20 protein-coding genes are annotated in these 24,526 nt (G+C 49.2%); 2 read left to right on the forward strand and 18 right to left on the reverse strand.

Annotated features, from left to right (window positions below; genetic code table 11):
• Positions 1-43: 43 nt before the first annotated feature.
• The 8 genes from ACR9Y8_RS26555 to ACR9Y8_RS26590 form a co-directional block, all read right to left on the reverse strand.
• Positions 44-2,098, reverse strand: coding sequence for a M56 family metallopeptidase (locus tag ACR9Y8_RS26555; protein WP_481216324.1), 2,055 nt, complete (start codon positions 2,096-2,098; stop codon positions 44-46).
• A 40-nt stretch (positions 2,099-2,138) separates the two neighbouring features.
• Positions 2,139-2,531, reverse strand: a complete 393-nt coding sequence (locus tag ACR9Y8_RS26560; protein ID WP_481216325.1) for a BlaI/MecI/CopY family transcriptional regulator — start codon at positions 2,529-2,531, stop codon at positions 2,139-2,141.
• Between the two features lie 142 nt (positions 2,532-2,673).
• Entirely contained in the window at positions 2,674-3,543 is an 870-nt protein-coding gene (locus tag ACR9Y8_RS26565) for a sterol desaturase family protein (RefSeq protein WP_481216326.1), read from the reverse strand.
• A 105-nt stretch (positions 3,544-3,648) separates the two neighbouring features.
• Positions 3,649-4,299 carry a hypothetical protein gene (locus ACR9Y8_RS26570; protein WP_481216327.1) on the reverse strand — a complete coding sequence of 217 codons (651 nt, stop codon included), beginning with the start codon at positions 4,297-4,299 and terminating at the stop codon, positions 3,649-3,651.
• Between the two features lie 99 nt (positions 4,300-4,398).
• Positions 4,399-5,271, reverse strand: a complete 873-nt coding sequence (locus ACR9Y8_RS26575; protein WP_481216328.1) for a DUF4249 family protein — start codon at positions 5,269-5,271, stop codon at positions 4,399-4,401.
• A 29-nt stretch (positions 5,272-5,300) separates the two neighbouring features.
• Positions 5,301-5,660 carry a hypothetical protein gene (locus ACR9Y8_RS26580; protein WP_481216329.1) on the reverse strand — a complete coding sequence of 120 codons (360 nt, stop codon included), beginning with the start codon at positions 5,658-5,660 and terminating at the stop codon, positions 5,301-5,303.
• A 131-nt stretch (positions 5,661-5,791) separates the two neighbouring features.
• Positions 5,792-7,678 (reverse strand): TonB-dependent receptor, encoded by a 1,887-nt coding sequence (locus ACR9Y8_RS26585; protein ID WP_481216330.1) that lies wholly within the window; start codon positions 7,676-7,678, stop codon positions 5,792-5,794.
• Positions 7,679-8,024: 346 nt separating this feature from the next.
• On the reverse strand, positions 8,025-8,234 hold the full coding sequence (locus ACR9Y8_RS26590; protein ID WP_481216331.1) for a hypothetical protein: 210 nt from the start codon (positions 8,232-8,234) through the stop codon (positions 8,025-8,027).
• A gap of 109 nt (positions 8,235-8,343) precedes the next feature.
• Between ACR9Y8_RS26590 and ACR9Y8_RS26595 the strand changes: the two genes are divergently transcribed.
• On the forward strand, positions 8,344-9,345 hold the full coding sequence (locus tag ACR9Y8_RS26595; protein WP_481216332.1) for a helix-turn-helix transcriptional regulator: 1,002 nt from the start codon (positions 8,344-8,346) through the stop codon (positions 9,343-9,345).
• Between the two features lie 4 nt (positions 9,346-9,349).
• Here ACR9Y8_RS26595 and ACR9Y8_RS26600 read toward each other — a convergent pair whose 3' ends face one another.
• The 9 genes from ACR9Y8_RS26600 to ACR9Y8_RS26640 all read right to left on the reverse strand — a co-directional run bounded on the left by ACR9Y8_RS26600 (position 9,350) and on the right by ACR9Y8_RS26640 (position 20,703).
• Positions 9,350-9,769 (reverse strand): Rrf2 family transcriptional regulator, encoded by a 420-nt coding sequence (locus tag ACR9Y8_RS26600; RefSeq protein WP_481216333.1) that lies wholly within the window; start codon positions 9,767-9,769, stop codon positions 9,350-9,352.
• 123 nt (positions 9,770-9,892) lie between these two features.
• Positions 9,893-12,130 carry a sodium-translocating pyrophosphatase gene (locus tag ACR9Y8_RS26605; protein ID WP_481216334.1) on the reverse strand — a complete coding sequence of 746 codons (2,238 nt, stop codon included), beginning with the start codon at positions 12,128-12,130 and terminating at the stop codon, positions 9,893-9,895.
• Between the two features lie 192 nt (positions 12,131-12,322).
• Positions 12,323-13,846, reverse strand: coding sequence for an NAD(P)H-hydrate dehydratase (locus ACR9Y8_RS26610; RefSeq protein ID WP_481216335.1), 1,524 nt, complete (start codon positions 13,844-13,846; stop codon positions 12,323-12,325).
• Between the two features lie 108 nt (positions 13,847-13,954).
• A complete protein-coding gene (locus tag ACR9Y8_RS26615; RefSeq protein ID WP_481216336.1) occupies positions 13,955-14,482 on the reverse strand; it encodes a hypothetical protein in 528 nt (175 codons plus the stop codon).
• Positions 14,483-14,553: 71 nt separating this feature from the next.
• Positions 14,554-15,015 carry a hypothetical protein gene (locus ACR9Y8_RS26620; protein ID WP_481216337.1) on the reverse strand — a complete coding sequence of 154 codons (462 nt, stop codon included), beginning with the start codon at positions 15,013-15,015 and terminating at the stop codon, positions 14,554-14,556.
• Between the two features lie 51 nt (positions 15,016-15,066).
• Entirely contained in the window at positions 15,067-16,248 is a 1,182-nt protein-coding gene (gene nhaA / locus ACR9Y8_RS26625; RefSeq protein ID WP_481216338.1) for a Na+/H+ antiporter NhaA, read from the reverse strand.
• A 99-nt stretch (positions 16,249-16,347) separates the two neighbouring features.
• A complete protein-coding gene (locus ACR9Y8_RS26630; protein ID WP_481216339.1) occupies positions 16,348-18,180 on the reverse strand; it encodes an OstA-like protein in 1,833 nt (610 codons plus the stop codon).
• Between the two features lie 16 nt (positions 18,181-18,196).
• The gene (locus ACR9Y8_RS26635; protein WP_481216340.1) at positions 18,197-19,201 is read right to left on the reverse strand and encodes an MlaD family protein; all 1,005 of its coding nucleotides are present in this window, start codon (positions 19,199-19,201) and stop codon (positions 18,197-18,199) included.
• 233 nt (positions 19,202-19,434) lie between these two features.
• On the reverse strand, positions 19,435-20,703 hold the full coding sequence (locus ACR9Y8_RS26640; protein WP_481216341.1) for an N-acetylmuramoyl-L-alanine amidase family protein: 1,269 nt from the start codon (positions 20,701-20,703) through the stop codon (positions 19,435-19,437).
• 231 nt (positions 20,704-20,934) lie between these two features.
• Between ACR9Y8_RS26640 and ACR9Y8_RS26645 the strand changes: the two genes are divergently transcribed.
• Positions 20,935-23,751: a putative LPS assembly protein LptD gene (locus ACR9Y8_RS26645; protein ID WP_481216342.1), complete on the forward strand. Its 2,817-nt coding sequence runs from the start codon at positions 20,935-20,937 to the stop codon at positions 23,749-23,751.
• Here the strand turns inward: ACR9Y8_RS26645 and ACR9Y8_RS26650 are convergent.
• Entirely contained in the window at positions 23,720-24,499 is a 780-nt protein-coding gene (locus tag ACR9Y8_RS26650; RefSeq protein WP_481216343.1) for a lysophospholipid acyltransferase family protein, read from the reverse strand. The two genes, ACR9Y8_RS26645 and ACR9Y8_RS26650, sit on opposite strands and share 32 nt — an antisense overlap.
• Between the last annotated feature and the right edge of the window lie 27 nt (positions 24,500-24,526).

A 24,526-nucleotide genomic window follows, 5' to 3' on the forward strand; every position in this document is an offset into this window, starting at 1 on the left:
GCAGTAGCGTTGTATATAAGCGCTAAAGGTTAGTTACTGATTTTTAGTCCTGTACATTCACGTTCATGTTATCCTTCTCACCCTTTATTGTCACTTTCCCTGAGCCAAGATAAGATCGGTATTTATCCATTACAGCGGACGGTTGTTTGCTGCCGTTGATATACAGGCCATCGTTTCTTTTTTCAATCGTGTAGCCTTTGGAAGGATCTATCAGGTTATCGGAGGTCATCTTTGAAATGAGCTCCTGGTATTGTTTGCGTGCAGCCTGCGCGTTGGCTTCGGCGCGTTTTGCGTTCATTTCCGCGCGTTTTGCACCCATTTCAGCGTTCATTGCTTCGCGCTGTTTTACCCTGGATTCAGCCATTTTTTCTCTTGTTTCACGCATGGCATCGCGTTGTTTTTCGCGCGCCTCACCCATTTTTGCGCGCATCATCGCGCGGTTGGCTTCGCTCATTCCGCGATTGGCAGCTTCCATGCTGCGTTTGATGATATTTTCCAGGTCAATGTTCGCCATGGCCATCTGGGCGCTTTTCATGCCCATTTCCACGCTTTTCCGGATCATTTCCGGGTCTACAGACTGCTGGCCTTCTTTCATAGACTCATTTATCTCCTGGTTGATCTTGTTCCAGTCGATAGACTTCATGGAATTTTCTATTTCCTTATTGATCTTCTTCCAGTCTACAGATTTAAGCGCTTCTTGTGTCTGGGCATTGATGGCTTTCCAGTCAATGTTTTTCATGGCTTCCTGGATAGCTTTCTGTGAACTTTCCTGGGCTATTCTTACCTGTTCATGTACTGCCTTCATTTGCTCGTTCACTTCGCGCATTTTTTCATGCGCTTTCTTTCTGTCCTGCTCAATTTCTTCATTGTCTGGTTCGTCCTGCTCGGTATTGCCTACGTTGTCAGGATTGGCATTTTCAGGCCTGGTGCTGTTGTTCTGGCTGTTGGTGCTGTTTACTTTTGGCGGAACAGTGTCGGCCAGCAGCTGGTTTAGTTGCAGGGCTTTCGCAGTAGCAGCAGGCAAGGTATCCGCGCCCGCAGTTGTCTGATCCTTTTCCTGTTTGGCGGAAGGAGTGATCCAGGCGATGGCGGTCAGGCCCACAGCAATGATGAGCATGGCCATAAATTTTTGACTATAGTTAAGATGGGAGGTCTTCATTTCCATGATTCGTTTAATGCGGTAAAACAAATGTTGTTTGTTATCTGCAGCTGCCATCACCATGGGATTGGTAGTAAACCGGTATTCTTCCAAGGCTACCAGGGCTTTGGCATAATGCAGGGGTTGGGTGGTATGGGCTAAGACCATATCATCGCAACAGTGTTCCCTTTCCAGGCGGATGAATTTGGAGATCCACCATACAAAGGGATTAAAGAAAAGGGCTGTTTCAACAATGGATTGGAAGATATTCAGTATGTAATCATTGCGTTTGATGTGTGCCAGCTCGTGCAGTAATATGGCCTCCAGCTGTTCTGCGCTGAGGTTATTGAACATGGCTGCAGGCACCAGTATTACGGGCTTCAGGAAACCGATCATTACAGGTACCTGTACGTACTGGGAGATCAGCAGCTTTACCTTACGCGGAATACGCAGCTGCAGCTTGAGCCTGTCAAGATAATGTTCCCAGGCGTTGTCGGCAGGCAGCACCTGCCTTTTCCTGATCTGCTGCAGTTGTGCCAGGTCGGCAGCCAGCTTGATGCACATAACAGCTACGCCGGCTATGTACAGTGCTACCAGCACTGGGAATGCCATTTCCAGGTTGGGAAAAAGTACATTCAGTTCCTCCTGGCTCTGGTATACTGCCGGGGCGTGCAATACCAGGGGAGCGTTTAGCTCGCCTGCTACCGGCAGGCCGGCGGTAAGCTGTGCTGCTTTCACTGCTTCCAGCTGTTTATAAAGCGTTGCAACGAACCAGCCAAAGATACCCGCCAGCGAAAAGAAAGACAGGTTGTACTTCGTGCTTGAGGTAGCATCCGGCCAGAGCTTCAGCACAATGCGCAGGCAGGTGAATACCAGCAGCGCCTGCCATAAAGAGTGCAGGATGGCCCATCCCAGGGCGGTTACGAGGTCAGTAGTGAATGGAAGGAACGTTGCAGCCATGATAAGAATGATTTACAACCGGGATTAACTGTATCCCTGATTATTTCTGTTGTTTTTCAATTTCGTCCAGGTACTGTTTTATCTTCTCCAGTTCTTCTTTCGAGGATTTATGATTACCCAATGCCTGCAGCACCAGCTGCGAAGCAGACCCATTGAATACAGTATCTATCATTTTATCCAGTAACTGGCGCTGGGTGTTTTCCTGGGATACGGCAGACGAATAAACATGCGTTTTGTTGCTCGTATCACGTTCCAGTAAGCCTTTTTCATGCATGATCTGCATGAGCTTAAGGGTAGTGGTATAACCTGCATCCTTGCTTTGTCCTAATATTTCATGCACTTCCCTTACCGTACTGGGGCCTTTTCCCCAGAGAACACGCAGTATCTCCAGCTCACTTTCGGTCGGTTTTATATGTTTCCCTGATATGCCCATTATTACTTGATTACTAATGATTACAATAAATATACGAATATCTTCGTAAACAAATGTACGACAGTTTTCGTAATGGCAAAATAAAATTTCCAAGTAATGGTTTACCGGTCTTTTAGCGGTATGAATGGCGGGAGCTGGGTGTTTAGTCCAGGTGATGCTCTTTACGCAGCTGTTTGGTGGTCTTGCGGCTGCCGTCGTGGCTCCAGCCGGGAGCGTCGAATACATAATGCCAGGCTTCTTTCAGGGAACGGGCCTGCCGGAGATCTTTCCAGATATCCACCCACTCGTGGACGGCGATGCGCAGGGGATTATAGGTATAGATGTTTTTGGTGAGGCCGTAAACGGGCCTTTCTTCCTCCGCGGTAAAAGTGCCGAACATCCGGTCCCAGATAATCAATACACCGGCATGGTTGCGGTCCAGGTATTTGATATCTGACGCGTGATGTACCCGGTGATGAGAGGGCGTATTGAAGAACCATTCCACCCATCGGGGCAGGCGGTGGATCGCTTCTGTATGGATCCAGAACTGGTAAATAAGGCTGATAGCCTGCATGCTCATCACCATAGCGGGATGGAAGCCCAGTAATGGCATCCAGGTCCAGAAGAGAAATGTGCCGGTAAAATTGCCGGTCCAGTTCTGCCGTAAGGCGGTGGCGAGGTTGTATTTACGGGAAGAGTGGTGGATCACGTGAGAGGCCCAGAAGAAACGTACCGAATGACTGGTACGGTGAAACCAGTAGTAGCTCAGGTCATCCGCAAAGAAGCACAGGATCCAGGCCCACCATACAAAGCCCAGGGTAAAGAAACGGAATTGATAAACAAAGCTGTATACGCCGAAAATAATGGCCTTCGTGAACAGTCCGAAGAAAACATTCCCCAGCCCCATGGCAATGCTGCTGACGGCATCTTTCGTTTCATACAATTCCTTTTTTTGAATAGCAGAAAAGATCACTTCCGCCAGGAGGAGCAGCACAAACCCGGGAATGGCATAATGTATCAGGTTAGGGGACATACCTGTAAGTTACGAAAAAGCTGACAGTTGACAGTTGTCAGTTGCCAGTGGATGCGTCATATATCATCTTCGCTTTCGCAACTGACAACTGGCAACTGATAACTCCTAAAACTTTCCTGCCTTGATGCCAAATTTAAAACTCGGTCCGCTCAGGTCACTGTCTTTAATGCCGGGGGTATCAGATCCTGCTACCAAACGGTAGCTGCCTCCTGCATTGATGCGTAACCAGTGGGTAAGGTTTACTTCAACGCCGGCAAAAGGTTCTGCTACAAAAAAGCCGCTGCCATCATACCAGCCATTTCCGTCATGATCATTATCATCCCATACATCGCGCCAGCGACCTTCCCTTCTACCTACACCGCCGCCGCCCAGCAGGCCGCCAACAGACCAATGCACCAGTTTATTTGAATGATGTGTGTACTCTGCCATCAGACCGGTATACCAGAATTGCAGGTACTCTTTGCGGTCACTGGGATTGGTAGGGTGGGGGGCGCCAATGTTGTTGGTCAGCCCGTAACCAGCAGCTCCCAGCATCAGTTTATGGTTCAGCAGCACGCCGCCTTCGATCCCGGTCAATACACCCAGTTCGCCTTTCAGGGGTGTTAATTTTCCGACAGCCGTACCATATCCACCTACGGAGATCCTCTTCTTTGTTTCATTTTTTTTCGGGCTGAAAAGCGTTTCCATTTCGGCATGCTGCGCCCAGGCCTGCTGTGCTGTAATCAGCACCAGCAGCGCTACAATTATCCTTTTCATAAATGTGTAAGTTTTTTAAAAGTGAAGTGTCAACTTCTGTTGCAGCATTACGGGGTTATTATCCCGCAATGCCACAACTTCAGTTTTCTATCGTCAACATCAATGTATCGTTCTTTCTGCGAAGGTTACCGCAGAGGTGCCAAACCAGCCTAAGATCTTGATCTTTCCGCCCGGTGTAGTATTCGTAAGATTGGGGCGTATATTTTCCAGTACTTTAGCAAAGAGGCCGAAGCTTTCCTGCTGGTCTACTACCTGCTGAATGAAATAATAACTGGGCTTGCTCAGTGATGCGATCCTTACAATCACTTTCTCGTTCAGCTGGTAAGGTTTATCATCATCAGTGATACCTTCTTTGAGCGGGTCTATGAAGTTCCAGCCATCTGCCACATCATCGTTAAAAGCACCGTTGATGGCATATTCATCCGTATTTCTATGATTGCGGTCGTTACGGTAGGAGCGGATCCAGTAGTAGTCGTTACCACCTGGAAGGTCTGCTGCATGCAGCTTTGCATAGTAACCTTCCTTGTTGCTCATCGCGTCTTCTTTCGTTTTGTATTCATAAGAGATAGAATCGATGTGCGGCACTCTCTTGATGCTGTCGATGGCTGTAAATGTTTCACCGTTATATGTGAGCGTCAGTTTGTAAACGTGTCCCAGCACGCCTATGCTCTTGTCACCTCCCGGATCATTACGGTAAGCACCGTTGCTGAAAGTGAAGGGGTAGGTAACGCCTGCAGTAAGGTCCTGTACTGTGATGGTTGCATCAGCGATCACCGTTGCCGGTGTATTGTTGGTGTAAGAAACTACCGAGTTGGTGAACCTGATGGTTTGCGGGCCATTCTCTGTTGTCAGCCAGGCATCCAGCACCGGGTAGGATTTACCGTTAGGAACATCCAGGTCTATTGTGTCCTCGCAGGCGCTGAAGCCGGCTACTACAATACCCAGTAATATGGTGAAGCGTATCTTTTTCATGTATCTGCTTTTTTCCGTTTCAGTTTAAATTACCATTTGAAATTGTACGTAATACCAGGCATGATAGAACCGATGATGGACAGGCGTTTGGCTTCCCGTTTGGTACGGTCGTCTTCATTCTGCTGGAAGTAGATCGTATAGGCATTTTTGCGGGCATATACGTTGTACAGTGAAAATACCCATTCACCCTGCCAGCGTTTGTGCTGTTTGCCTTTACGTGTAAAGGAAAGGTCCAGGCGGTGGAAAGCGGGTAAGCGGTAGTTATTACGTTTATCCGTACTGTTGTAAGGAAGGTCCCAGTCCTGGTATTCCAGGCGGCTGTCTGCGAATGTCGCAGGCGTGCCTGACGCATATACGAAATTGGCGGAAAGAGAGTTGCGTTTGGACAATTCACGTGATACAACAACATTCAGGTTATGTGTACGGTCATAACGGTTCAGGAACCATTCATTCTGGCTGATGCCCGTTGTTTTGCGCTCAGTGCGGGATAAAGTATAGCTTACCCAGCCGGTGGTGGCGCCTACTTCTTTTTAGCCAGCAGCTCCAGGCCCCAGGCGCGTCCTTCTGAAGGCAGCAGGTCTGCTTCTATGTACTGGTTCAGCTGAAGGTTCGCGTTGTCAATATAATCCACCTGGTGATCCATCTTTTTGTAAAACAGTTCGCCGGACAGCTCGAACAGGTTGGAGGGCGCACTGTAGAAGTAACCTACTGTATACTGGTCTGCCAGCTGCGGTTCTATATTATTGGTACTGGGCGTCCATATATCCAGCGGGGTGGGAGAGGCCGTATTTGACAGCTGATGCATGAACTGTGTAGTGCGTGCATAAGCCACTTTTACTGCGTGATTAGGCGTGATACTATATTTCGCGCTGATCCTTGGTTCAAAGTAATAATAGCCTTTGATCAATTTGTTGTTCTCATAGTCCTGTGAGCCGATCAGGCGTTTGCGGATACCAGGCACTGTATCTGCATAGTAGTAAGCGGTGCCTTTGCCAAGCAACTGGTAAGCAGAGAAGCGCACACCATACTGAATACCGAATTTATCACTCGGCTTGAACTCATGATCCAGGTAAGCGGCAGACTCCAATGCGTGCTGGTCTTTCAGCACAACCAGGCTCTGGTTGCCTTCCTGGTTGCCTTCTCCCTTACCGGGCTTAAAGGTGTAGTAAATGCCCTGTAAACCAAAGTGCAGGCTGTTCTTGGAACTAATATAATAAGTGAACTGCGGTTTTAATCCGTAGTTGATGATGTTGGAGGTCCAGCTGGAATTCTGGCTAGGCTCGTTTACTTCTTTATCTGAGCTGTTGGTGAATTTCAGGCTGTAATCGTACTTGCTGTAAAAGGTGGTCAGGTTCAGGAACAGGCGGTTGGTGAACACATGGTTCCAGCGTACAGTACCGGTAGTGTTGCCCCAGTTCATGTCTACATCGCCGCCAAAGCCAAACACATCGCGACCGGTATAACCGCTCACAAACAGCGTATTGTTCTTGTTCAGCTTGAAGTTGGCCTTTGCAGTCACGTCATAGAAATACAGCTTGGTATCTTTCATGTCCCCTTTCAGGAATGGCTTCATCAGTACGTCTATGTAAGACCTGCGGGCAGCTACTATAAAGGAGGATTCGTCTTTCTTGATAGGACCTTCTACTGCAAGGCGGCTGAAGATATTGCCTATACCGCCCGTCAGGCCAAGGTTCTGGTTGTTACCGTCTTTCATACGGATGTCCAGTACAGAAGAGGTACGTCCGCCGTATTCTGCGGGGAAGCCGCCTTTAATCAGGTTCAGGCTTTTTACTGCGTCCGGGTTGAATACGGAGAAGAAGCCCAGCATGTGCGTAGAATTGTACAAGGGCGCTTCATCCAGCAGGATGAGGTTCTCATCGGTAGCGCCGCCGCGTACGTTAAAGCCGTTAGCGCCTTCACCTACCGTGGTTACGCCGGGAAGCGTCTGGATAGCACGCAGTACGTCTACTTCACCCAGGAAAGTAGGCATCTTCTTCATTTGGGCAATATCCAGGCGGTTGATGCTCGTGTTCAATGTGTTCACGGCTCTTTCCTGTTTGCCGCTTACCACTATTTCACTCAGCTGACTGCTGGATTTTTCCAGCTTAATGTCAATATGCTGGTTGCCACCGCTGAGTGTTACCGCTTTTTTAAGTGTGGTATACCCGATATAGGAGAACTGCAGTTCATGTTCTCCGGCAGGGAGGGTAAGCGAATAGAAGCCGTATTCATTGGTTACCGTTCCAATGCTGGTCCCTGCTTTTGAAACAGAGATACCGATCAGGCTTTCGCCATTTTGCTGGTCTTTCACATAACCACTAACAGTGAATCGTTGTTGTGCTTTTAATGCCTTTACCTGGAATAGGATAAATCCAAGTGACATCAGCAGAATCAGGTGTTTTCTCATATAAGATTTATATATATGTGCTTTGTAAGACGGTTTTACCGGCAGTTTATTTTAGGAAAACCATTTTATTTTCTTGTTTCCGAATATATGACGGGGGATGATGGAGCCACCCCTAAAGTGCACAGGAATTTTTTGATGATATAACAAGTGCGGGTATGCCCCTCTTAAAAGACACTTATCGTATTTTTACGAATAGAATAGGGGGGTGGTGTTTCATAGGAGTTTCACCGGGGTTTCATAGGGCGAAAAGGCGCTTTTCTACGGGTAGTGATGGGGCAACAGTGCAGTCAGCTTCCTGTTGCCGGTTAAATGCTCCATCGAATATATCAATCGTTGCAACAAGCATTTAATCCAGCAGATCACAGTAAAAACCCATTCTTTGTACAAATGCAATGATCGCATCTTCCCCCAGCTGCTGACTTACCACCCTCAAAACCCTGTCGCAATCCTCAATATCCACACTGCAGGCCATTACACTAAAATTGGACTGGATCTCCCCGATAACCTTATTCTTATCTTGCAATGTGTTAATATTAGTACGAAATATTCCGATCATGATTAATTTTTTTTAAAGTATTTCGGGATATTTTTGTACAAATGTGGCCTGTTTCAAAAAAATACTGTTGCATTTAAAGGATTAAAAGTTACACTAAACGGATTTTCTTATGGCCCTGGTCATTACCAACGATTCCCAGCGTGTATTGTTCCGTGAGAATAAAATGCGGACAGCGGAAGAGTTAACCAGTCCTACGATCATAGACGAAAAAATGGATCTTGCATTCGACTTTGGCGTCGGCAATTTCCGGGAGCTATGTTTTGAAGGCCTGCACATCGCCTATGGCAATGCCAATGTCTTCGAGAATCTGCACATGTCGGTAGACATGCCCGATACGCCCACCATGGTTTCCCAGGTTTTTGTACTGCATGGGGATATCACTGCGCATCTCCCCGGCATGAATGCCTGCCAGTATACATCGCTGGAACATAATCTGGTGTATAATCCCAATCTCTTCGAAAAAACAGCCGTCAGGAAGCAGGAGGGAATGGAGATCATAAGCCTCAGCTTTACAAAAGAACGTTTTCTCGGACTGGCAGAAAATAACGGCGATGTACTGAGCCGCTTTGGCGAGCAGGTAGCCGGCAACCGCATTGTATTCCTCAATAAAGATCATAATCAGCCCATCACTACTGATATGATCAGGATACTGACAGAGATCCGCAACTGCCAGTTCCAGGGAGGCATCAAAAAGTTATTCCTGCAATCTAAAATATTTGAGCTGCTGGCTTTACAATGTGAGCAGTACGAACGCGCAGGATGGAATGGTAACGCTGTAAATATATCCGCCACTGAGCGTGAAAAGATCTATCATGCCCGTGATCTGTTGCTCGGCGCCGTTCAGCAACCGCCTTCCCTGCATGAGCTCTCGCGCCAGGCAGGCTTAAACGAATTCAAACTGAAAACTGGTTTTAAGAAAGTTTTTGATAACACCGTATTCGGCTACCTGAATGATTACCGCCTGGAGCAGGCCAGGCAAAAGTTGTTAGATCAGCACGATCATTCGCTGGCACAAATTGCGGACGAGCTGGGGTATTCTTCTTTGCAGCATTTCTGCAATGCTTTCCGCAAAAAGTATGGGGTAAGCCCGGGTAAGACAAGATTAAAATAACTGATCAGCCTAATGCTATCACCTGTTTGCTGAATGCCGCCAGCGTTACCTTCTTCAGCTTATTAAATATCGTTTCGTCTATCTCTGTAAATAAGCCGTCCAGCGCGTCATTGATCCCTCTTCCCACCGGGCATTCGGGGTTCGGCAGGTTAGGAGAGAACCCAAACACATGATCTTCCTTCACTGCCTGGAAAACTTCTGCCATCCGTATCTGCGAGGCTGGCTTACGCAGCCTGCTGCCGCCGCTCTTTCCCTCTTTACTTTCTACCAGTCCGGCCTCCCGCAGGGCGCCCAGCTCTTTCCGTACCAGTGCAGGATTGGCATTCATTGACCCTGCAATGTACTCTGAAGAGGTCCACTCTTCCTCACTTGTGCTTAACAGCGTTAAAATATGTACCGCTATAGCGAACTTACTTTTTACCATTCTGTAATAAATTACCTGACAGTCAAAGATACCTGTAAATGCTGAATTGCCCAAAAGAGGCGGTCCCGGCTTGCAACCGGGACCGCTCTAAAAAAAATATATTTCTTCACTAACAGTTAAATGCTAGTAGCTCAGTGCTTTTTTTTCTGCCTTTGCTATCTGCTTTACCTGCTCGTTTTTCTGTTCCTGTTTCTTAGCGGTAGTCTGTATTGTTCCGTGGATTTCTGCCAGGGTAGGGGCAATTACCAGTGACACAATAGACATCAGTTTGATCAGGATGTTCATAGACGGACCGGAAGTATCTTTAAAAGGATCACCTACGGTATCGCCGGTTACAGAAGCTTTATGCGGCTCTGATTTCTTATAGTACGTTTCGCCGTTGATCTCTACGCCTTTCTCAAAAGATTTCTTTGCATTATCCCATGCACCGCCGGCATTGTTCTGGAACATACCCATCAGCACGCCGCTTACGGTAGCTCCTGCCAGGAAACCGCCCAGCACTTCAGGACCGAAAATGAATCCCATCAGCAGGGGAGATATCAAAGCAATCGCCCCGGGCAGCATCATTTTTTTGATAGACGCTTCCGTGGAAATCGCTACGCATTTATCATATTCCGGCTTTCCGGTGCCTTCCATGATACCAGGGATGGACCTGAACTGGCGGCGTACTTCCTCTACCATGCTCATAGCTGCCTGACCTACCGCGCGGATAGCCAGGGAGGAGAATACAAAAGGTATCATAGCGCCTACAAACAGGCCGGCTAATACTTTCGCCTTATAGATATCGATACCATGGATCCCGGCTACCCCTACAAAGGCTGCAAACAGCGCCAGGGCGGTCAAAGCTGCGGAAGCAATGGCAAAGCCTTTACCGGTGGCCGCTGTGGTGTTACCCACGGCATCCAGGATATCGGTTTTTTCACGCACATCCTTGGGCAGCTCGCTCATTTCGGCAATACCACCTGCATTATCTGCAATAGGGCCAAAGGCATCAATGGCCAGCTGCATCGCAGTAGTGGCCATCATACCGGCTGCCGCAATGGCTACGCCGTAAAGGCCTGCGCATACGTAAGAGCCATAGATACCGCCGGCCAGCACCAGGATAGGGAGGAACGTAGATTCCATGCCTACTGCAAGGCCTCCGATCACGTTTGTTGCGTGGCCGGTAGAAGATTGCTTGATGATGGATAACACGGGCCTTTTACCCATGGCAGTATAATATTCTGTGATGATGCTCATCAGCGTACCAACGGCTAAACCAACCAGGATAGCACCCAGTACGCCGTTCCGTGTGATCGCAATAGCATCTTCTCTCGGGGTGGTGGTACCCGGTATAAAATCGCGCTTCAGGTAGATGCTGGTGTCGGGTAAGATCCAATACACCAGGATCCCTGCTGCGATACCCGTCAGGATGATGGAGCCCCAGTTGCCCATGTTCAGCGCTTTTTGTACGGAATCGGTTTTAAGACCGGCGTTTTCGCTGATCCGTACGAAGAAGGTGCTGATAATGGAAAAGATGATACCGGTTCCGGCAATCATCATCGGCAGCAAAATAGGAGAAAGGCCGCCAAAATTGTCGTTTGCAACAATTTCGCTGCCCAATACCATGGTTGCCAGCACAGTAGCCACATAAGAGCCGAAAAGGTCGGCGCCCATACCAGCTACGTCGCCCACGTTGTCGCCTACGTTGTCGGCAATGGTGGCGGGGTTGCGCGGGTCATCCTCGGGGATGCCGGCTTCCACTTTACCTACCAGGTCAGCGCCTACGTCGGCTGCTTTGGTATAGATACCGCCGCCTACACGGGCAAACAGCGCAATGCTTTCTGCACCCAGTGAAAAGCCGGTCAGTACTTCGATGGTCCTGATCATCTCCGGTGTATTGGCTTCAGCGCCAAACCAGCTTTTGAGAATGATGAACAGGCTGCCCAGGCCAAGCACCGCGAGGCCGGCAACACCCATACCCATTACAGAACCGCCCGTAAACGATACCTGTAAGGCTTTAGCAAGACTGGTACGCGCAGCCTGCGCCGTACGTACATTCGCTTTAGTGGCTATTCGCATACCTATAAAGCCCGCAGTAGCGGAAAACACCGCGCCTATAATGAAAGCAAGTGCAATGGTCCAGTCGGAGTTTGCATGGGAGGCTCCCATAAAACCCAGTAACAGTGCAGCAATGATCACAAAGTAGGTGAGAATTTTGTATTCAGCTTTCAGAAAGGCCATTGCACCTTCGGCAATGTGTTTGGCTATTTCTGTCATTCTTTCGTTACCGGCATCCTGGCGAACAACCCAGGCGCTTCTGAGGGCAGTGAACAGCAACGCAATTAATCCAAAACATGGAACGAGGTATACGATACTCATATAAGCGATTTTAAAATATACAAGGTTGACAAAAATAGTGTTTCCAATCTTATTTTCCTATGTCCGTTTGCCGCCCCTGAACAGGAAGTGAAAAACGGTAATTTCCCCTCGGGGCCTGGCTTTCCCGTCCCGAAACCGGTTTTTCCTCCGTTTTGAACTTTGGAATATAGCTTTGGGGATTTGGATCTTTCCCTACAATTGCAGGAATGCGGGCCCCAAACAATCAATGATGCTCTCGGCTGTCATTGCCTCCTGCGACATCCGGGCCGCAGCTATATCGCCGGCGAGCCCGTGCAGGTAAGTGCCCAACAGTACAGCGGCTTTCGGCGTATAGCCCTGGGCCAGCATACCGGTCAATATGCCCGTAAGCACATCTCCGCTGCCGCCAGTGGCCATCCCCGGGTTGCCGGTGGAATTAAAGTATATTGAGCCGTCCGGACAGGCAATCGCAGTATACCTGCCCTTTAGCAATATGTACAAACGCAGCTGCACCGCCCGTTGAGACAGCAGCTCCAGCCGCTCAAAATCGTTCTCACTGCCACCAAAGATACGTTCAAACTCCTTGGGATGAGGCGTCAGCAGGCTGCCCGCCGGCACGCTCTGTAACAGGAACGGATATTCCGCAATAATATTGAGCGCATCGGCATCTATTACCATCGGCTGCTGGTACTGCGCCAGCAGCTGCTCCAGCGCTTTGGCCGTTGCCTTGGTGGTGCCGAGGCCCGGACCTATCCCGATCGTTTTATATGGTCGTCCGCCTCCTGCCGTGAGCCCTTCATGGAAATGGCTGCTGTAAGCCTCCTCGGGGTCAGTAATGCACATGGCGCTGGGCGCGCTGATCTGGATGATCTGGTACCCGCACTGCGGAACGTGGCAGGTCAGCAAACCTACTCCGCTATGCAAACAGGCCCTGGCGCTCAGTACGGCGGCCCCCATTTTACCATAGCTGCCCGCTATCAGCAGCGCATGGCCATAAGTGCCTTTATGGGCAAAGGGCTGGCGCGGCTGGTAGATGGTCTGCATCATATGAGCGTCTGTTACATGAAACCGTGTAGGCGTGTGGTTGATATAGTCCGGATGCAGTCCTATGGGCAGTATATGTACCTGGCCGCTGCTCTGGGCATTCTCTGGCAGCAGCAGGGCCAGCTTGTATACTTCGAAGCTCAGGGTATGATTGGCCCGCACTACCGGCATCCGTACCGACGAAGCGTCTGCCAGCATGCCTGAAGGAAGGTCTATAGCTACAATCGTATGCCGCGCCTGCAGATCATTCAGCTGGTGGATAATGCCGCCCATCCAGCCCTCAAGAGGCCTGCTAAGCCCGGTACCAAAAATGGCGTCTATGATAATACTATGCCCGGGCAGTACCGGGAGCTCTGCTACGGCATGAATATCGTACAGGCTTTCGGGGTATCCCTGTTCAAGGGCTTGCCGGTTAGCGGTATGGTCTGGCGAAGGTCGGATACTGTGGTGCAATACACATGCGGTGGCCTGGTAGCCGTTATTTCGTAGCAGGCGGGTGATCGCCAGCCCATCGCCGCCGTTATTGCCCATGCCGCAGAAAACATAGAAAGGGTGGGAGCGGTCAAAGTGCCGCATCAGCCATTGGGCACAGGCGCCCGCCGCCCGCTCCATCAGCTGGAGACTGCTAACAGGTTCATGCCCGATTGTATAAGCATCTGCTTCACGTATCTGTGTGGCAGAAAATATTTTCATAATATCCGTAGTATATAAAAATACGGAAAACTGAATAGCAAAAACAAAAAGGATTGCCCCGTATCGCTACGAAGCAATCCTTTTTTATCTTTTGCTCTTTACTTTCTACTAAAACGTATACCTGGCTGACAGACCACCGATCTCTTCCCCAAAGAAGTTATGGCCTCCGGTGAAGTTCACGTAAGGTTTAACGTCGGCGCTAAGGTTCAGCGGAATGTTCTTGAAAGTATATTCCACGCCAAAAATACCATCCAAACCAACAGTAACATAAGTACCGTCGCCGTCCCTGATATACCTGTCATGGTCCCAGTCACGACGGTCATAGAAGCCTACGTGTGCGCCGCCGCCACCATACATCACCCATTCACGATGCTCGGGGATGAAATTGAAATGGTATTCATACAGACCGGTAAATGTGGCATTCGCACGTTTGTCGACATTAGTATGCGCGATGCCTTCGATTGCATGAGGCCCCTTGATGAAGTGTTTGATCGTAAAGCCGATAAGCCATGGATTCACACGGGCGCCAAGCGCTGTTTCGTAATTGGCAGGAGATCCGCCGCCTCTTAACTTTTGTGCATTCGCCTGAACTGCCAGCAGGGCAACCAGGCCTAAAAGTAATGCCGCTCGTTTCATTGGTTTCTTGTTTATGGTTTTGATTTTTTCTTCAGGTACATAACGCTCCGTTCAGCATTTACCCATAATTCCTACTTTTTATTTAGCGTATATCTCACGGAAACTGCAAAAGAGGCCAGGTCAGACGGTGTGCTGAAATGCACTGCGGGCTTCCAGTCCAGGCTAAGGTTCAGTGGGATGGTCTGAAAGGTGTAATCCAACCCTATTATACCGTCAAAACCTGCAATGAACTTTGTCTCATCACGGATCTCACGCACGCCCATATGTGCGCCACCGCCTACATACCAGGCAAAGCCTGCTACCGTCAGGGCAGACAGGTCGAAATGACGTTCATACAAGCCCGTAACCGTAAAAGTTTCATTGTATATGCCGGCTATACCCTCCACCGCATTGGCATCGTCGAAAAAATAACGTGCGGTAGCACCTAATGGCTGACCAAGCCGTATCCCTATCTGCGGATTCCCCTTTGTCTGTGCGCTCAATTCATGCACGAATCCCAGCAGCGGTATGATGAGTAATATGTATCTGTTCATTGTGGTACAAGGATAAAACACAATAACAGTGCCAAGGTACAATTTTTAGTCTTATACTTTGACGTCCCGTTTCAACATCCTCAGATACAGGTAGCCTGCTATACCTGCGACCAGGGAGGCCGCCATCACAGACATTTTTGAGATCACCTGCAAACGGGCGTCTGTATATGCCAGGGTAGAAATAAAGATAGACATGGTAAACCCTATACCGGCAATGATACCGGCTGCTGTGAGCTGGGCCCAGGTGGTTTTATGGGGTAAGGTTGCCAGCTTGAAACGGACAGCCATATAAGAGAACAGGAAGATCCCCAGGGGCTTGCCCAGTATCAGTCCGGCCAGGATACCATAGCTCACGGTATCTGTAAACACCTGCCATATATCCGGTGGAAAAACAATAGCAGTATTGGCCAGCGCAAACACCGGCATGATAATAAAATTCACAGGGTCGTGCAGGTTATGGATCAGATCTGCTATTTTGGTCAGCGGAATACAGAAGGCTACCAGTACCCCTGCAATAGTAGCATGGATCCCTGAGTTGAAGATACAGTACCATAGCACTATCCCGGGTATGTAATAGAAGATGAGCCGCTGTACCTTGAGCTGGTTCAGCACAAAAAGTAAGGCCAGGGCACCGGCTCCTGCAAGCAGGTAAGCCAGCCGCAGTTCTTCTGTATAAAAAACAGCAATGGTCAGTATGGCGCCCAGGTCGTCAATGATGGCCAGCGCCATCAGGAAGATCTTTAGGTTCACCGGTACGCGATCGCCCAGTAATGACAATATACCCAGTGAAAAAGCAATGTCTGTCGCCATTGGAATGCCCCATCCGCGCAGGTGACCGGTATGTATGTTAAAGGCGAGAAATATAAGGGCCGGGCAGATCATACCACCCAATGCGGCCATCGCAGGTAACATCGATTTGCGGACAGACGATAGCTCGCCTACCAGCAGCTCGCGTTTTATTTCCATGCCCACCAGGAAAAAGAACAATGCCATCAGGCCATCATTGATCCAGTGCAGCAGTGTATGTGGCAAATGCCATTCTTCGGGAACATGCACTTCCGTTTCCCAGAAATGCAGATAGGGGAGTTGATAGGGGGAGTTGGCTATCACCAGTGATAGCACCGTACAGGCAATCAGTACTATACCTACCGCCCTGCTATCCCTTAAAAATTCATATAAGGGGGATAACAGTCTTTTCCGGAACCGGCGGATCTTCCGTACAACAGTCGTCATAATTAAAATTAATAATTAATAATTAATAATTAATAAACACCACGCAAGTGCCTGTCTAAACACTCGTCTGGCTATTATTAATTATGAATTATTAATTATTTACCGGCCCATCAGCTCATATTTGCTTTTGGGCTTCCGCTTTATTTCCCAGCGGAAATTTTCCAGCAGCAGTTCGTCCTTGGGCCGTTGTGTAAATGGATACATCGTGCCTTCCGGATCTTTGATGAACACCACTTTGTTAAGCTGACCGGCGTTAAAATGAATATTGATAACAGCGCTCAATGATTTATTAACGCTGATAAAACCTCCTTCATCGTCTTTTACATAATAGATGCTTTCTGCGTTACCATCCACATGCATCCAGTCGATCGCCTGTCCGGCAAAATAACCGGTAATGATATTGCCTTTGATCTGGTTATAGATCGGCCTGCCCGAATCCGCCTCGTTCACTATCAAACCATTGGGCTCCAGCACCAGCTTGTCTGCCTGCTGGTTACGGGTATACAGGTAGATTGTATCTCCTGACAGCTGGTTGTTATTGGCCCACAGCACCGGGTCGCGGTAAAAACGGAAGATAGAGTCCCTGGAAGAGTAGTACACACTATCGGCCACGCCTTGCAAAGAATCTGAAAAGATCCTTACATGGTGATAGGCCAGTATAAAGCGTCTTTCAACGGTATCCCGTTTGGTGCTGTCTGCTCTCAGGCTGTCAGGCCTGCGTTTGCTGCTGTCTGCTTTAGCAAGGCCGGTGGTATCTGGTTTGACGATCGCCGGTTTGGTGGTATCTGGTTTCATAACAGGCGGGACGGCGAGGGAGTCCTGTTTCAGCATACGCCGTAGCGTTGAGTCGCCGGGCCTTAACGGCACCTGCTTTCGCAAGGTATCTCCGATAGCGCTGGTGTCCATCTCGACGCTGACCGTGTCAAGCTCTTCGCCCATATCGTTGCCGGGGAGCACTACCGGGCGGATAGCGCTGTCAGGTTTGATGATGCCTGAGTACAGGGTATCGGCCACCATGTACAACGTGTCTTTGCTTCTTTCCAGTATCAGCAAGGGGTGCTGCGTGGCCAGCACTGTTTTGTTGGCCTGGTTCACCTTGCCATAATTGGCCAGCAGCGACATTTTGTTAGCAGTATCCCGGTATACCATGTTGCCGGTAGCATAAGAGTATCCGGTGGTCTTATCTGTTTCAATATTGTCTGCAGTAATGGTGCTGGCGCTGTCTACGATCGTAGGGCGGTTGCCGAAGTTGCCATACCCGGTTTCTGTATTGTAGTAACCGGAGGTGGTATACATCAGGGTTTTGCCGTCATTGATGGTGGTAGGGGCCACCATGGTGGCTATCTTGGTATCGGTATTATACAGCAGTGTATCTGTGGTAAGTGTGTATTGCGGATCTACCAGCAGCACATCATGCTTGAAGTACACATCTTTGGTGTCAGCGTAATAAAAGCCTTCCCGGCTGGTGAGTACACTGGCGCCGTTCACCAGCTTACCGCCCTGTTCATAGGTACCTATACGGGCATTCATGTCATATTGCAGCTCGGGGCCGGTAATAGTCACTTTACCATCTGTAAGGCGGGCATTACCGTTCAGGGTGGCCATTTTGGTATTGCCCTCATAATGCAGGTAATCGCCATACACCTGTACGCTGTCTGCCTGGTTAATATGTACGTGACCGTAGGCGTCCAGCTGGTTGGTCAGGCCGTTCTTGAAAGCGCTGTCGCAATAGATGGTAGTGTTGCCCTGGCGGAAGGCAGCATGTCCTATAAAGCGGGCCAGCTGCACAGAATCCCGGGTAATATTGTTCAAGGTATCTGCGTGCAGGATGTGTATCACCGATGAGCTGTCTCCTCGTTGCGCCATGGCCGGTTTGATCCCCAGCAGCCAAATGCCTGCAAGGATAAGCCCATATCTTATTAAATGCTGCATCTTCTTCTTATGGATATTATTTCACTGCCACTGTCGTATCAGACGGGATGGGCTTTACTTTATCTTTTTTGCCGAACAGGGAGAAGTGCACGTAACGTTTTGGGTTCACGCGCAGGTCTTCCAGCAGTTTGTTAAGGCTGCCCAGGGAGCTTTGGAGGTTGTTATAGACCTTTTTATCGTTCATGAGCAATCCCAGGGATCCGTCTGTGCTGTTCAGTTTGGCCATCATTCCATTCAGGTTGGAAACGGTTTGCTGCAGGTCAAGCAGGGAAGAGTCCAGTTTCCCATTGGCCAGTGCGCCGGTGGTCTTTTCTGCATTGTCCAGGATGGCGGATATCTTATCGTTGTTCTTCTTCAGGTTGTCAGTAATAGAAGCCAGGTTGTTAAAGGTAGCCTGTACATTGCCCCGGTTCGGGTCCATCATGCCGTTCAATGAAGCTGCTGTATGCGAAAAGCTGCCCATGGTATGGTTCAGGTTTGCGATAGCGCTGCGCAGGTTCCCCTTGGTGGTGGTGTCAAACAGGGCGTTAACGGTCAGCAGTACGGAATCTACCGCAGAAAGGGTGGTCTCCAGCTTTTTGGCCAGGGGGCTCAGCTGCTCCTTCAGGGCGTCTGTAATAGAGCCATCTACGGCAGCATATACAGTATCCCCGTCATTCAGATATTCGTTGGAGTTACCAAAGTCGATCTGTACGGCTTTCATGCCCAGCAGGTCGCTGGTGATACGCGCTACCGAATTACGCGGGATCCGTACTTTCTTTTTCGTTATACGCAGTGTTACGAGTATCTTGCCCGCATTGTTATCCATGACATCCAGGTTGGATACGCTGCCCACCTTCAGGCCATTCACCAGCACAAAGTTTGCAGGCTGCAGACCGTTTACCTGTTTGTATACGGCATAGATGGTTTTATCGGAGGAAAAGAGGCTTTTGCCTTTCAGTAGATTAAAGCCCAACACCAGGAGTGTGATAGCTACAACGGTCAGAATGCCTACCTTGGTTTCATTAGATACTTTCAGCATGAGATACGAATACGTTCGGTGCAAAAGTAATCCAAAATCTGATATACCAATTCCAAATCCGGGGTACCCCATGTTGTATACCGGGTTTCCGGGTACCGGACAAGATAAAACGATCAGGATCAGCCTTCTGTAGAAAAGCTAAATTTATATTAAAGGTGGCTTAGGATAAGGTGAAGGGGTTGGCAGAGGTCTGAAAAACGGGGTGTATTCGGAGTCAGAAACGTTAGCGGGGATCAGAGTTGCGCATCCAGGCGCAGGCCATTTTTGTATGGAACGACGAAAGCATCACGGAAGCCGACTCGCTTTGCTTTACGCAAAGCAGCCCCGGCTTCCGGCTCTGTTTTATAATTTCCCCAGATATATTTATTGAATCGTTTGCTGTTGATGATCACCTGCTCCTGTTCAACCGAGCCCCCCAGTTTTTTAAAAATGGAGGACTTGGTTGTGTATTTCTTATCGCTTACCAGCAGCTGCACCCGGTACCGCACATTGGAGGATACCTTTGCAGGTCTTGCTGCCGACTCCCGGTAGCCGGTTTCTATCACCGGCTGCACGGTAGGTTCAGGTACTACCGGCTGGGGTGCAGGCGCTACTTCTTCCTTAAAATTGCCGAAGCGTTCCAGCTCCTCTTTATAGCGTTTTACAGCTTTATAGATGCAGTTTGCGGCTTCTTCCTGGCCACTGGCGGAGTTCAGGTAATCTTCTTCGTCAGGGTTGCTGATGAAGCCCAGTTCTACCAGCACGCTGGGCATCGCAGTAGCCTGCAGCACCCAGATACCTTTTTCATTACGCTGGCGGGCGCCGCGGCTGATGCGGCCCACTTTCGTGAATTCATCTTCCACCATGGTGGATAAACGAAGGCTCTGGTCAAAAAAGGCGTTGCGCAGGGTATTGAGCATAATAAAGGTCTCAGGGTCTGCAGCATCCATCACTTCCTTGGCCTCTTCGGAGTTGGCGTCCAGCACCATCACCGCGCTTTCCTTCAGCGATTCCATCTTAGCGTTGTTCTTGCTGGTGGCCCATACGTAGGTCTCGGTGCCCTGGGCTTCGCTGGGATAGAATTTGTAGATGGGTTGTTTAACGGCGATTCTCCGTTTGCCTTTTTTACGGTATACTGTTTTGTAGCCGGTTATCTTACGGCCTTTAGGCGCAGAGTTACAGTGAATGGAAATGAAGAGATCTCCCCGGGCATTATTGGCGATTTCTGCCTTGCGGCGGGGATCATCAAAACGGTCCACTTTTCGTGTATACACCACCTTTACATCGGGCATGTTCTCCTCGATGATCTTCCCCAGCTTCATGGCCACGTCGAGTGTGATCTCCTTTTCGGTGGAATAGCCTCCTCTTGCTCCAACGTCGGAGCCTCCATGTCCGGCATCAATAACAATTGTTCTCAGTGGTTTGTCCTGTTTCCGGGGACCCGGCAGGTTCTTGGCCTGAATAAAAAAGGTACAGATAAATAGCGTTCCGCATCCTAAAATCCAAAGTCGGTTCCAGCGCATGTTTCTAATTTTAATGGGCTTTAGTTAGTCAAATGTTCAATTAAGGATAGTCAATTGCGAAATGTGAAACCCAGGTAAGATGTTGGGGTATGATCCACTTCCAATCATCATCGTTCATCATTCGTAATTGATCATTCTCCATTGGATTAGTTAATAATATCTTAATTCAACCGGGGCCCTGTATCACCCGGAGTTCTTTTTCGTTTTACAGATGATTATATAAAATTATTTGTGCAAAATCATGTAGGTTTGTGCCCGCTTGACACAATGAGCCCTGACCACAAAAATAATTATAAAAAGCTTTTAAGACAGTACCTGTTCGTGGCAGGTACATTTGCCGCTTTTTTCCTTATTATAGATGCATTTGCCAGCCCTGCGCCACATTCCAGGCTTTTTTTTAACAAAATTTTCACAGATACGGTACCGGTAAAAAAGGACACTGTCCCTTTGAAACGCCTCCCTGTACCCGATTCCAGCAAAAGACCGGATACCGTTTCGCTGCTCCGGGCCGATACTACCCAGCCCTCAGATAGCACCGTGGTAGATACCATGTCCATGCCAAAGCTTTCTAAAGACAGCCTGGACGCCCCCGTGAACTACAAAGCTAAGGATTCAATCGTCCTGGTGATCCCCGATAAACGCTTCTATTTGTATGGCAATGCCAATACCAAATATAAAACAGTAGACCTTACCGCGGAGCGGATGAATTTTACCCAATCCACCGGCGTGCTGGAAGCCACTACTGCCAAAGATACCAGCGGCAAGCCCTTTGGCCGCCCACAGCTCAAAGATGGCGATCAGGCCTTTGATTCTGATACCCTGCGATACAACTTTAACACCCAGAAGGCGAAGATCTATCACACCCGCTCCCAGTACGGTGAAGGCTTTGTACACAGCCAGCAAACCAAACGGGAGGACGATAACACCATCTTCGGCTTCAAGAACGGCTATACCACCTGTAACCTGGATACCCCGCACTTCCAGTTCCGTGCGCGGAAGATCAAGGTGGTGCCTGATAAACTGGTGGTGTCTGGCCCGGCCAACCTGGAAATAGAAGGCGTGCCGACTCCCTTGTTCATCCCTTTTGCCATCTTCCCCATTACCCATGGCCAACGCTCCGGTATCCTGCCCCCGCAGTACGTGGTGAACGCCCAGAAAGGGGTGGGCCTGGAACAGGGAGGGTATTACGTAGGACTGGGGGAGTACTTTGACCTCACACTAAGGGGTGATGTGTATTCTTACGGCAGCTGGAGCCTCACGGCCAGTCCTACCTACCGGAAAAGGTACCGCTATAACGGCGGCTTTAACCTCAGTTTCGCTACCACCCGCTTCGGAGACCCTGCGGTGAAATCAGAGTTTACCCGTTCCCGTGACTTCAGGGTGACCTGGAACCACAGTATGGACAGTAAGGCCCGACCCGGGGTGAATTTCGGCGCTAACGTAAACTTTGGTACGTCCTCTTATAATACGTATAACGTATTTGATTATTATACGCGCGTGAATAATAATATTGGTTCGTCCATCAGTTTTTCCAAAACCTGGCAGGGCAAGCCCTATAACCTGAGCGTCAGCCTCAACCACAACCAGAACCTTTCTACCAAAGATATCTTTATCTCTTTCCCGGATGCGTCGTTCAACGTGAACACCATCTATCCCTTCCAGCCTAAAGAGATGGTAGGCACGCCTAAATGGTACCAGAAAATAGGGGTTTCCTACAGTACGGTACTGCGTAACAGCGTGAATTTTAAGGACACCATGTTCCTGAAAAAGGAGATGTTTGACCGCCTGCAGACAGGTATGCAGCATACCATCCCGGTATCATTTTCTATCCCGATCGGAAGCTTTACCCTGTCGCCGGGTATCAGCTATTCAGAATACTGGTATACCCGGAAGATGGAGCGTAAGTGGAACGCCAGGAAATTTAATCCGGCTACTGATACCCTTGGTGGCCTGGATACTGTCTATACCACCGGTTATTTCGCCGCCCGCCAGGCCAGCGCCAGCGTTTCGCTGTCAACGGCCCTTTACGGCATGTATGTGTTTAAGAAAACTTCCAAGATAAAGGCGATCCGCCACGTGATGCGCCCCACCATCGCATTGAGCTACCAGCCAGACCTGGCAAGTTCGGCGTACTACAACCTGCAATATGGCTTTCGTCCGGAAGACAGAACCCGTGCGTCCTACTTCGAAGGCTCGGTCATCGGCGTGCCGGCGGAAGGGAAGGCGGGACTGGTCTCGTTCGGATTGGATAATAACCTGGAAATGAAAGTGGCCTCGAAGAAGGACACTTCTGCTGCCAAGGAGAAGAAGATCAAGCTGCTGGACGGTTTCGGCATCAACGGCAGCTACAACCTGATGGCGGACTCTTTTAAGCTGTCTACCTTCGCCATCTATGCCCGTACTAACCTGTTTGAGAAAGTGAACATCTCTGCCAGCGGTACACTGGATCCTTACCAGGTAGACGCGCGCGGCCACCGGCTGGACAACCAGTATGTGTGGCAACAAGGTAAGCTGAGCCTGGGGCGGCTTACCAACGCCAATATCACGATGAGCACCTCTTTCCAATCGGGCGATAAGAAGAGTAAGGAGAAAGAGCAGCAGCAACAGGACATGCTCAACCAGCAGAATATGGACGCCCAGCAGGAAGCCCAGGCACGCCAGTTGCAGATGATCCGCAACAATCCCGGCGAATACGTGGATTTCGATATTCCCTGGCGCCTGGACCTCTCTTACAGCTTCACCTACAGTAAAACCATCATACCGGATTCCGGCGGGGTAGTGACCAATTTAAACCAGTATGTGAACTTCAATGGTGATTTCAGCCTTACGCCCAAGTGGAAAATAGGTTTGAACAGCGGTTACGATTTCGTTAACCGGGAGATCGCCTATACGAATATGTACATCTCCCGTGACCTGCACTGCTGGCAGATGTCGATCAACCTGATACCTTTCGGTACCTATCGTCAATTCAGCATTACTATCAGTCCTAAATCAGGATTGCTGAGGGATCTCCGCATTAACCGAACGCGGCAGTTCTATGATTTCTAGCCAGGCTGTTTTGTTCTTCAATGTAGTCCCACATCATCCTGAAGATCTTTTCCTTCAGGGCTGGCATATCGTCTTTGCTGAGGCCCTGGGTAGATACAGGCGGCAGGAAGTGAAAGTCGATCCGGTGGGGCAGAGCATAAAAAACGCGGCCTGGCGGTAATATTTTCCGCGTATGGAACAGCACTGCGGGCATGATGGGGCGCTGCGTATCGATAGCAAGGGAAAAAGCGCCGTCATAAAATGCTTTCAGGGGTTGGTCTGTTTTGTTACGGGTACCTTCGGGATAGAGCACCATATGCATGCCCATGTTCAATACCTCCTTCATCTCTTCATAGCTTTGGTGCCGGCTTTCTTCAAGCTTACGGTCTACCAGCACGCTGCCTATTTTATACATCATGCCGAACAGGGGAAGTCTCGACATTTCAATTTTGGCCAGCGTTTTATTTAATCCCGGTACGCCTGGGGTGGTTACCGGCACATCCATGAGGGAGTTGTGGTTGCAGACAACAATGTAGTTCACTCCAGGCTGAAAATATTGCAATCCCTTTCTGCGTACGGGACAAAAAACAAGTGGCATAAACACCGTCATCCAGCCCCTGGCCAGTAAAAAGAACCAGCGCATTCTTTTTGGCTCCGGCAGTAGTGACACGAGCCACATCGGTATAAACATGATTAAAAGGGTGACGAGGAATAACAGTAAGCCATATACGGCATATAAACGGGCAAGAATATTCTTTAACCAGCTCATAAAATAGTTGCGGTTGCAGTGTCCAAT

It is taken from the genome of Chitinophaga sp. SVR4-12A (genome assembly GCF_056754765.1).

What these genes read in the sequence shown, in the direction of transcription:
- ACR9Y8_RS26555 (WP_481216324.1), bottom strand. Translation starts at nt 2,098, where the DNA reads ATGGCTGCAACGTTCCTTCCATTCACTACTGACCTCGTAACCGCCCTG.
- ACR9Y8_RS26560 (WP_481216325.1), bottom strand. Translation starts at nt 2,531, where the DNA reads ATGGGCATATCAGGGAAACATATAAAACCGACCGAAAGTGAGCTGGAG.
- ACR9Y8_RS26565 (WP_481216326.1), bottom strand. Translation starts at nt 3,543, where the DNA reads ATGTCCCCTAACCTGATACATTATGCCATTCCCGGGTTTGTGCTGCTC.
- ACR9Y8_RS26570 (WP_481216327.1), bottom strand. Translation starts at nt 4,299, where the DNA reads ATGAAAAGGATAATTGTAGCGCTGCTGGTGCTGATTACAGCACAGCAG.
- ACR9Y8_RS26575 (WP_481216328.1), bottom strand. Translation starts at nt 5,271, where the DNA reads ATGAAAAAGATACGCTTCACCATATTACTGGGTATTGTAGTAGCCGGC.
- ACR9Y8_RS26585 (WP_481216330.1), bottom strand. Translation starts at nt 7,678, where the DNA reads ATGAGAAAACACCTGATTCTGCTGATGTCACTTGGATTTATCCTATTC.
- ACR9Y8_RS26590 (WP_481216331.1), bottom strand. Translation starts at nt 8,234, where the DNA reads ATGATCGGAATATTTCGTACTAATATTAACACATTGCAAGATAAGAAT.
- ACR9Y8_RS26595 (WP_481216332.1), top strand. Translation starts at nt 8,344, where the DNA reads ATGGCCCTGGTCATTACCAACGATTCCCAGCGTGTATTGTTCCGTGAG.
- ACR9Y8_RS26600 (WP_481216333.1), bottom strand. Translation starts at nt 9,769, where the DNA reads ATGGTAAAAAGTAAGTTCGCTATAGCGGTACATATTTTAACGCTGTTA.
- ACR9Y8_RS26605 (WP_481216334.1), bottom strand. Translation starts at nt 12,130, where the DNA reads ATGAGTATCGTATACCTCGTTCCATGTTTTGGATTAATTGCGTTGCTG.
- ACR9Y8_RS26610 (WP_481216335.1), bottom strand. Translation starts at nt 13,846, where the DNA reads ATGAAAATATTTTCTGCCACACAGATACGTGAAGCAGATGCTTATACA.
- ACR9Y8_RS26615 (WP_481216336.1), bottom strand. Translation starts at nt 14,482, where the DNA reads ATGAAACGAGCGGCATTACTTTTAGGCCTGGTTGCCCTGCTGGCAGTT.
- ACR9Y8_RS26620 (WP_481216337.1), bottom strand. Translation starts at nt 15,015, where the DNA reads ATGAACAGATACATATTACTCATCATACCGCTGCTGGGATTCGTGCAT.
- nhaA (WP_481216338.1), bottom strand. Translation starts at nt 16,248, where the DNA reads ATGACGACTGTTGTACGGAAGATCCGCCGGTTCCGGAAAAGACTGTTA.
- ACR9Y8_RS26630 (WP_481216339.1), bottom strand. Translation starts at nt 18,180, where the DNA reads ATGCAGCATTTAATAAGATATGGGCTTATCCTTGCAGGCATTTGGCTG.
- ACR9Y8_RS26635 (WP_481216340.1), bottom strand. Translation starts at nt 19,201, where the DNA reads ATGCTGAAAGTATCTAATGAAACCAAGGTAGGCATTCTGACCGTTGTA.
- ACR9Y8_RS26640 (WP_481216341.1), bottom strand. Translation starts at nt 20,703, where the DNA reads ATGCGCTGGAACCGACTTTGGATTTTAGGATGCGGAACGCTATTTATC.
- ACR9Y8_RS26650 (WP_481216343.1), bottom strand. Translation starts at nt 24,499, where the DNA reads ATGAGCTGGTTAAAGAATATTCTTGCCCGTTTATATGCCGTATATGGC.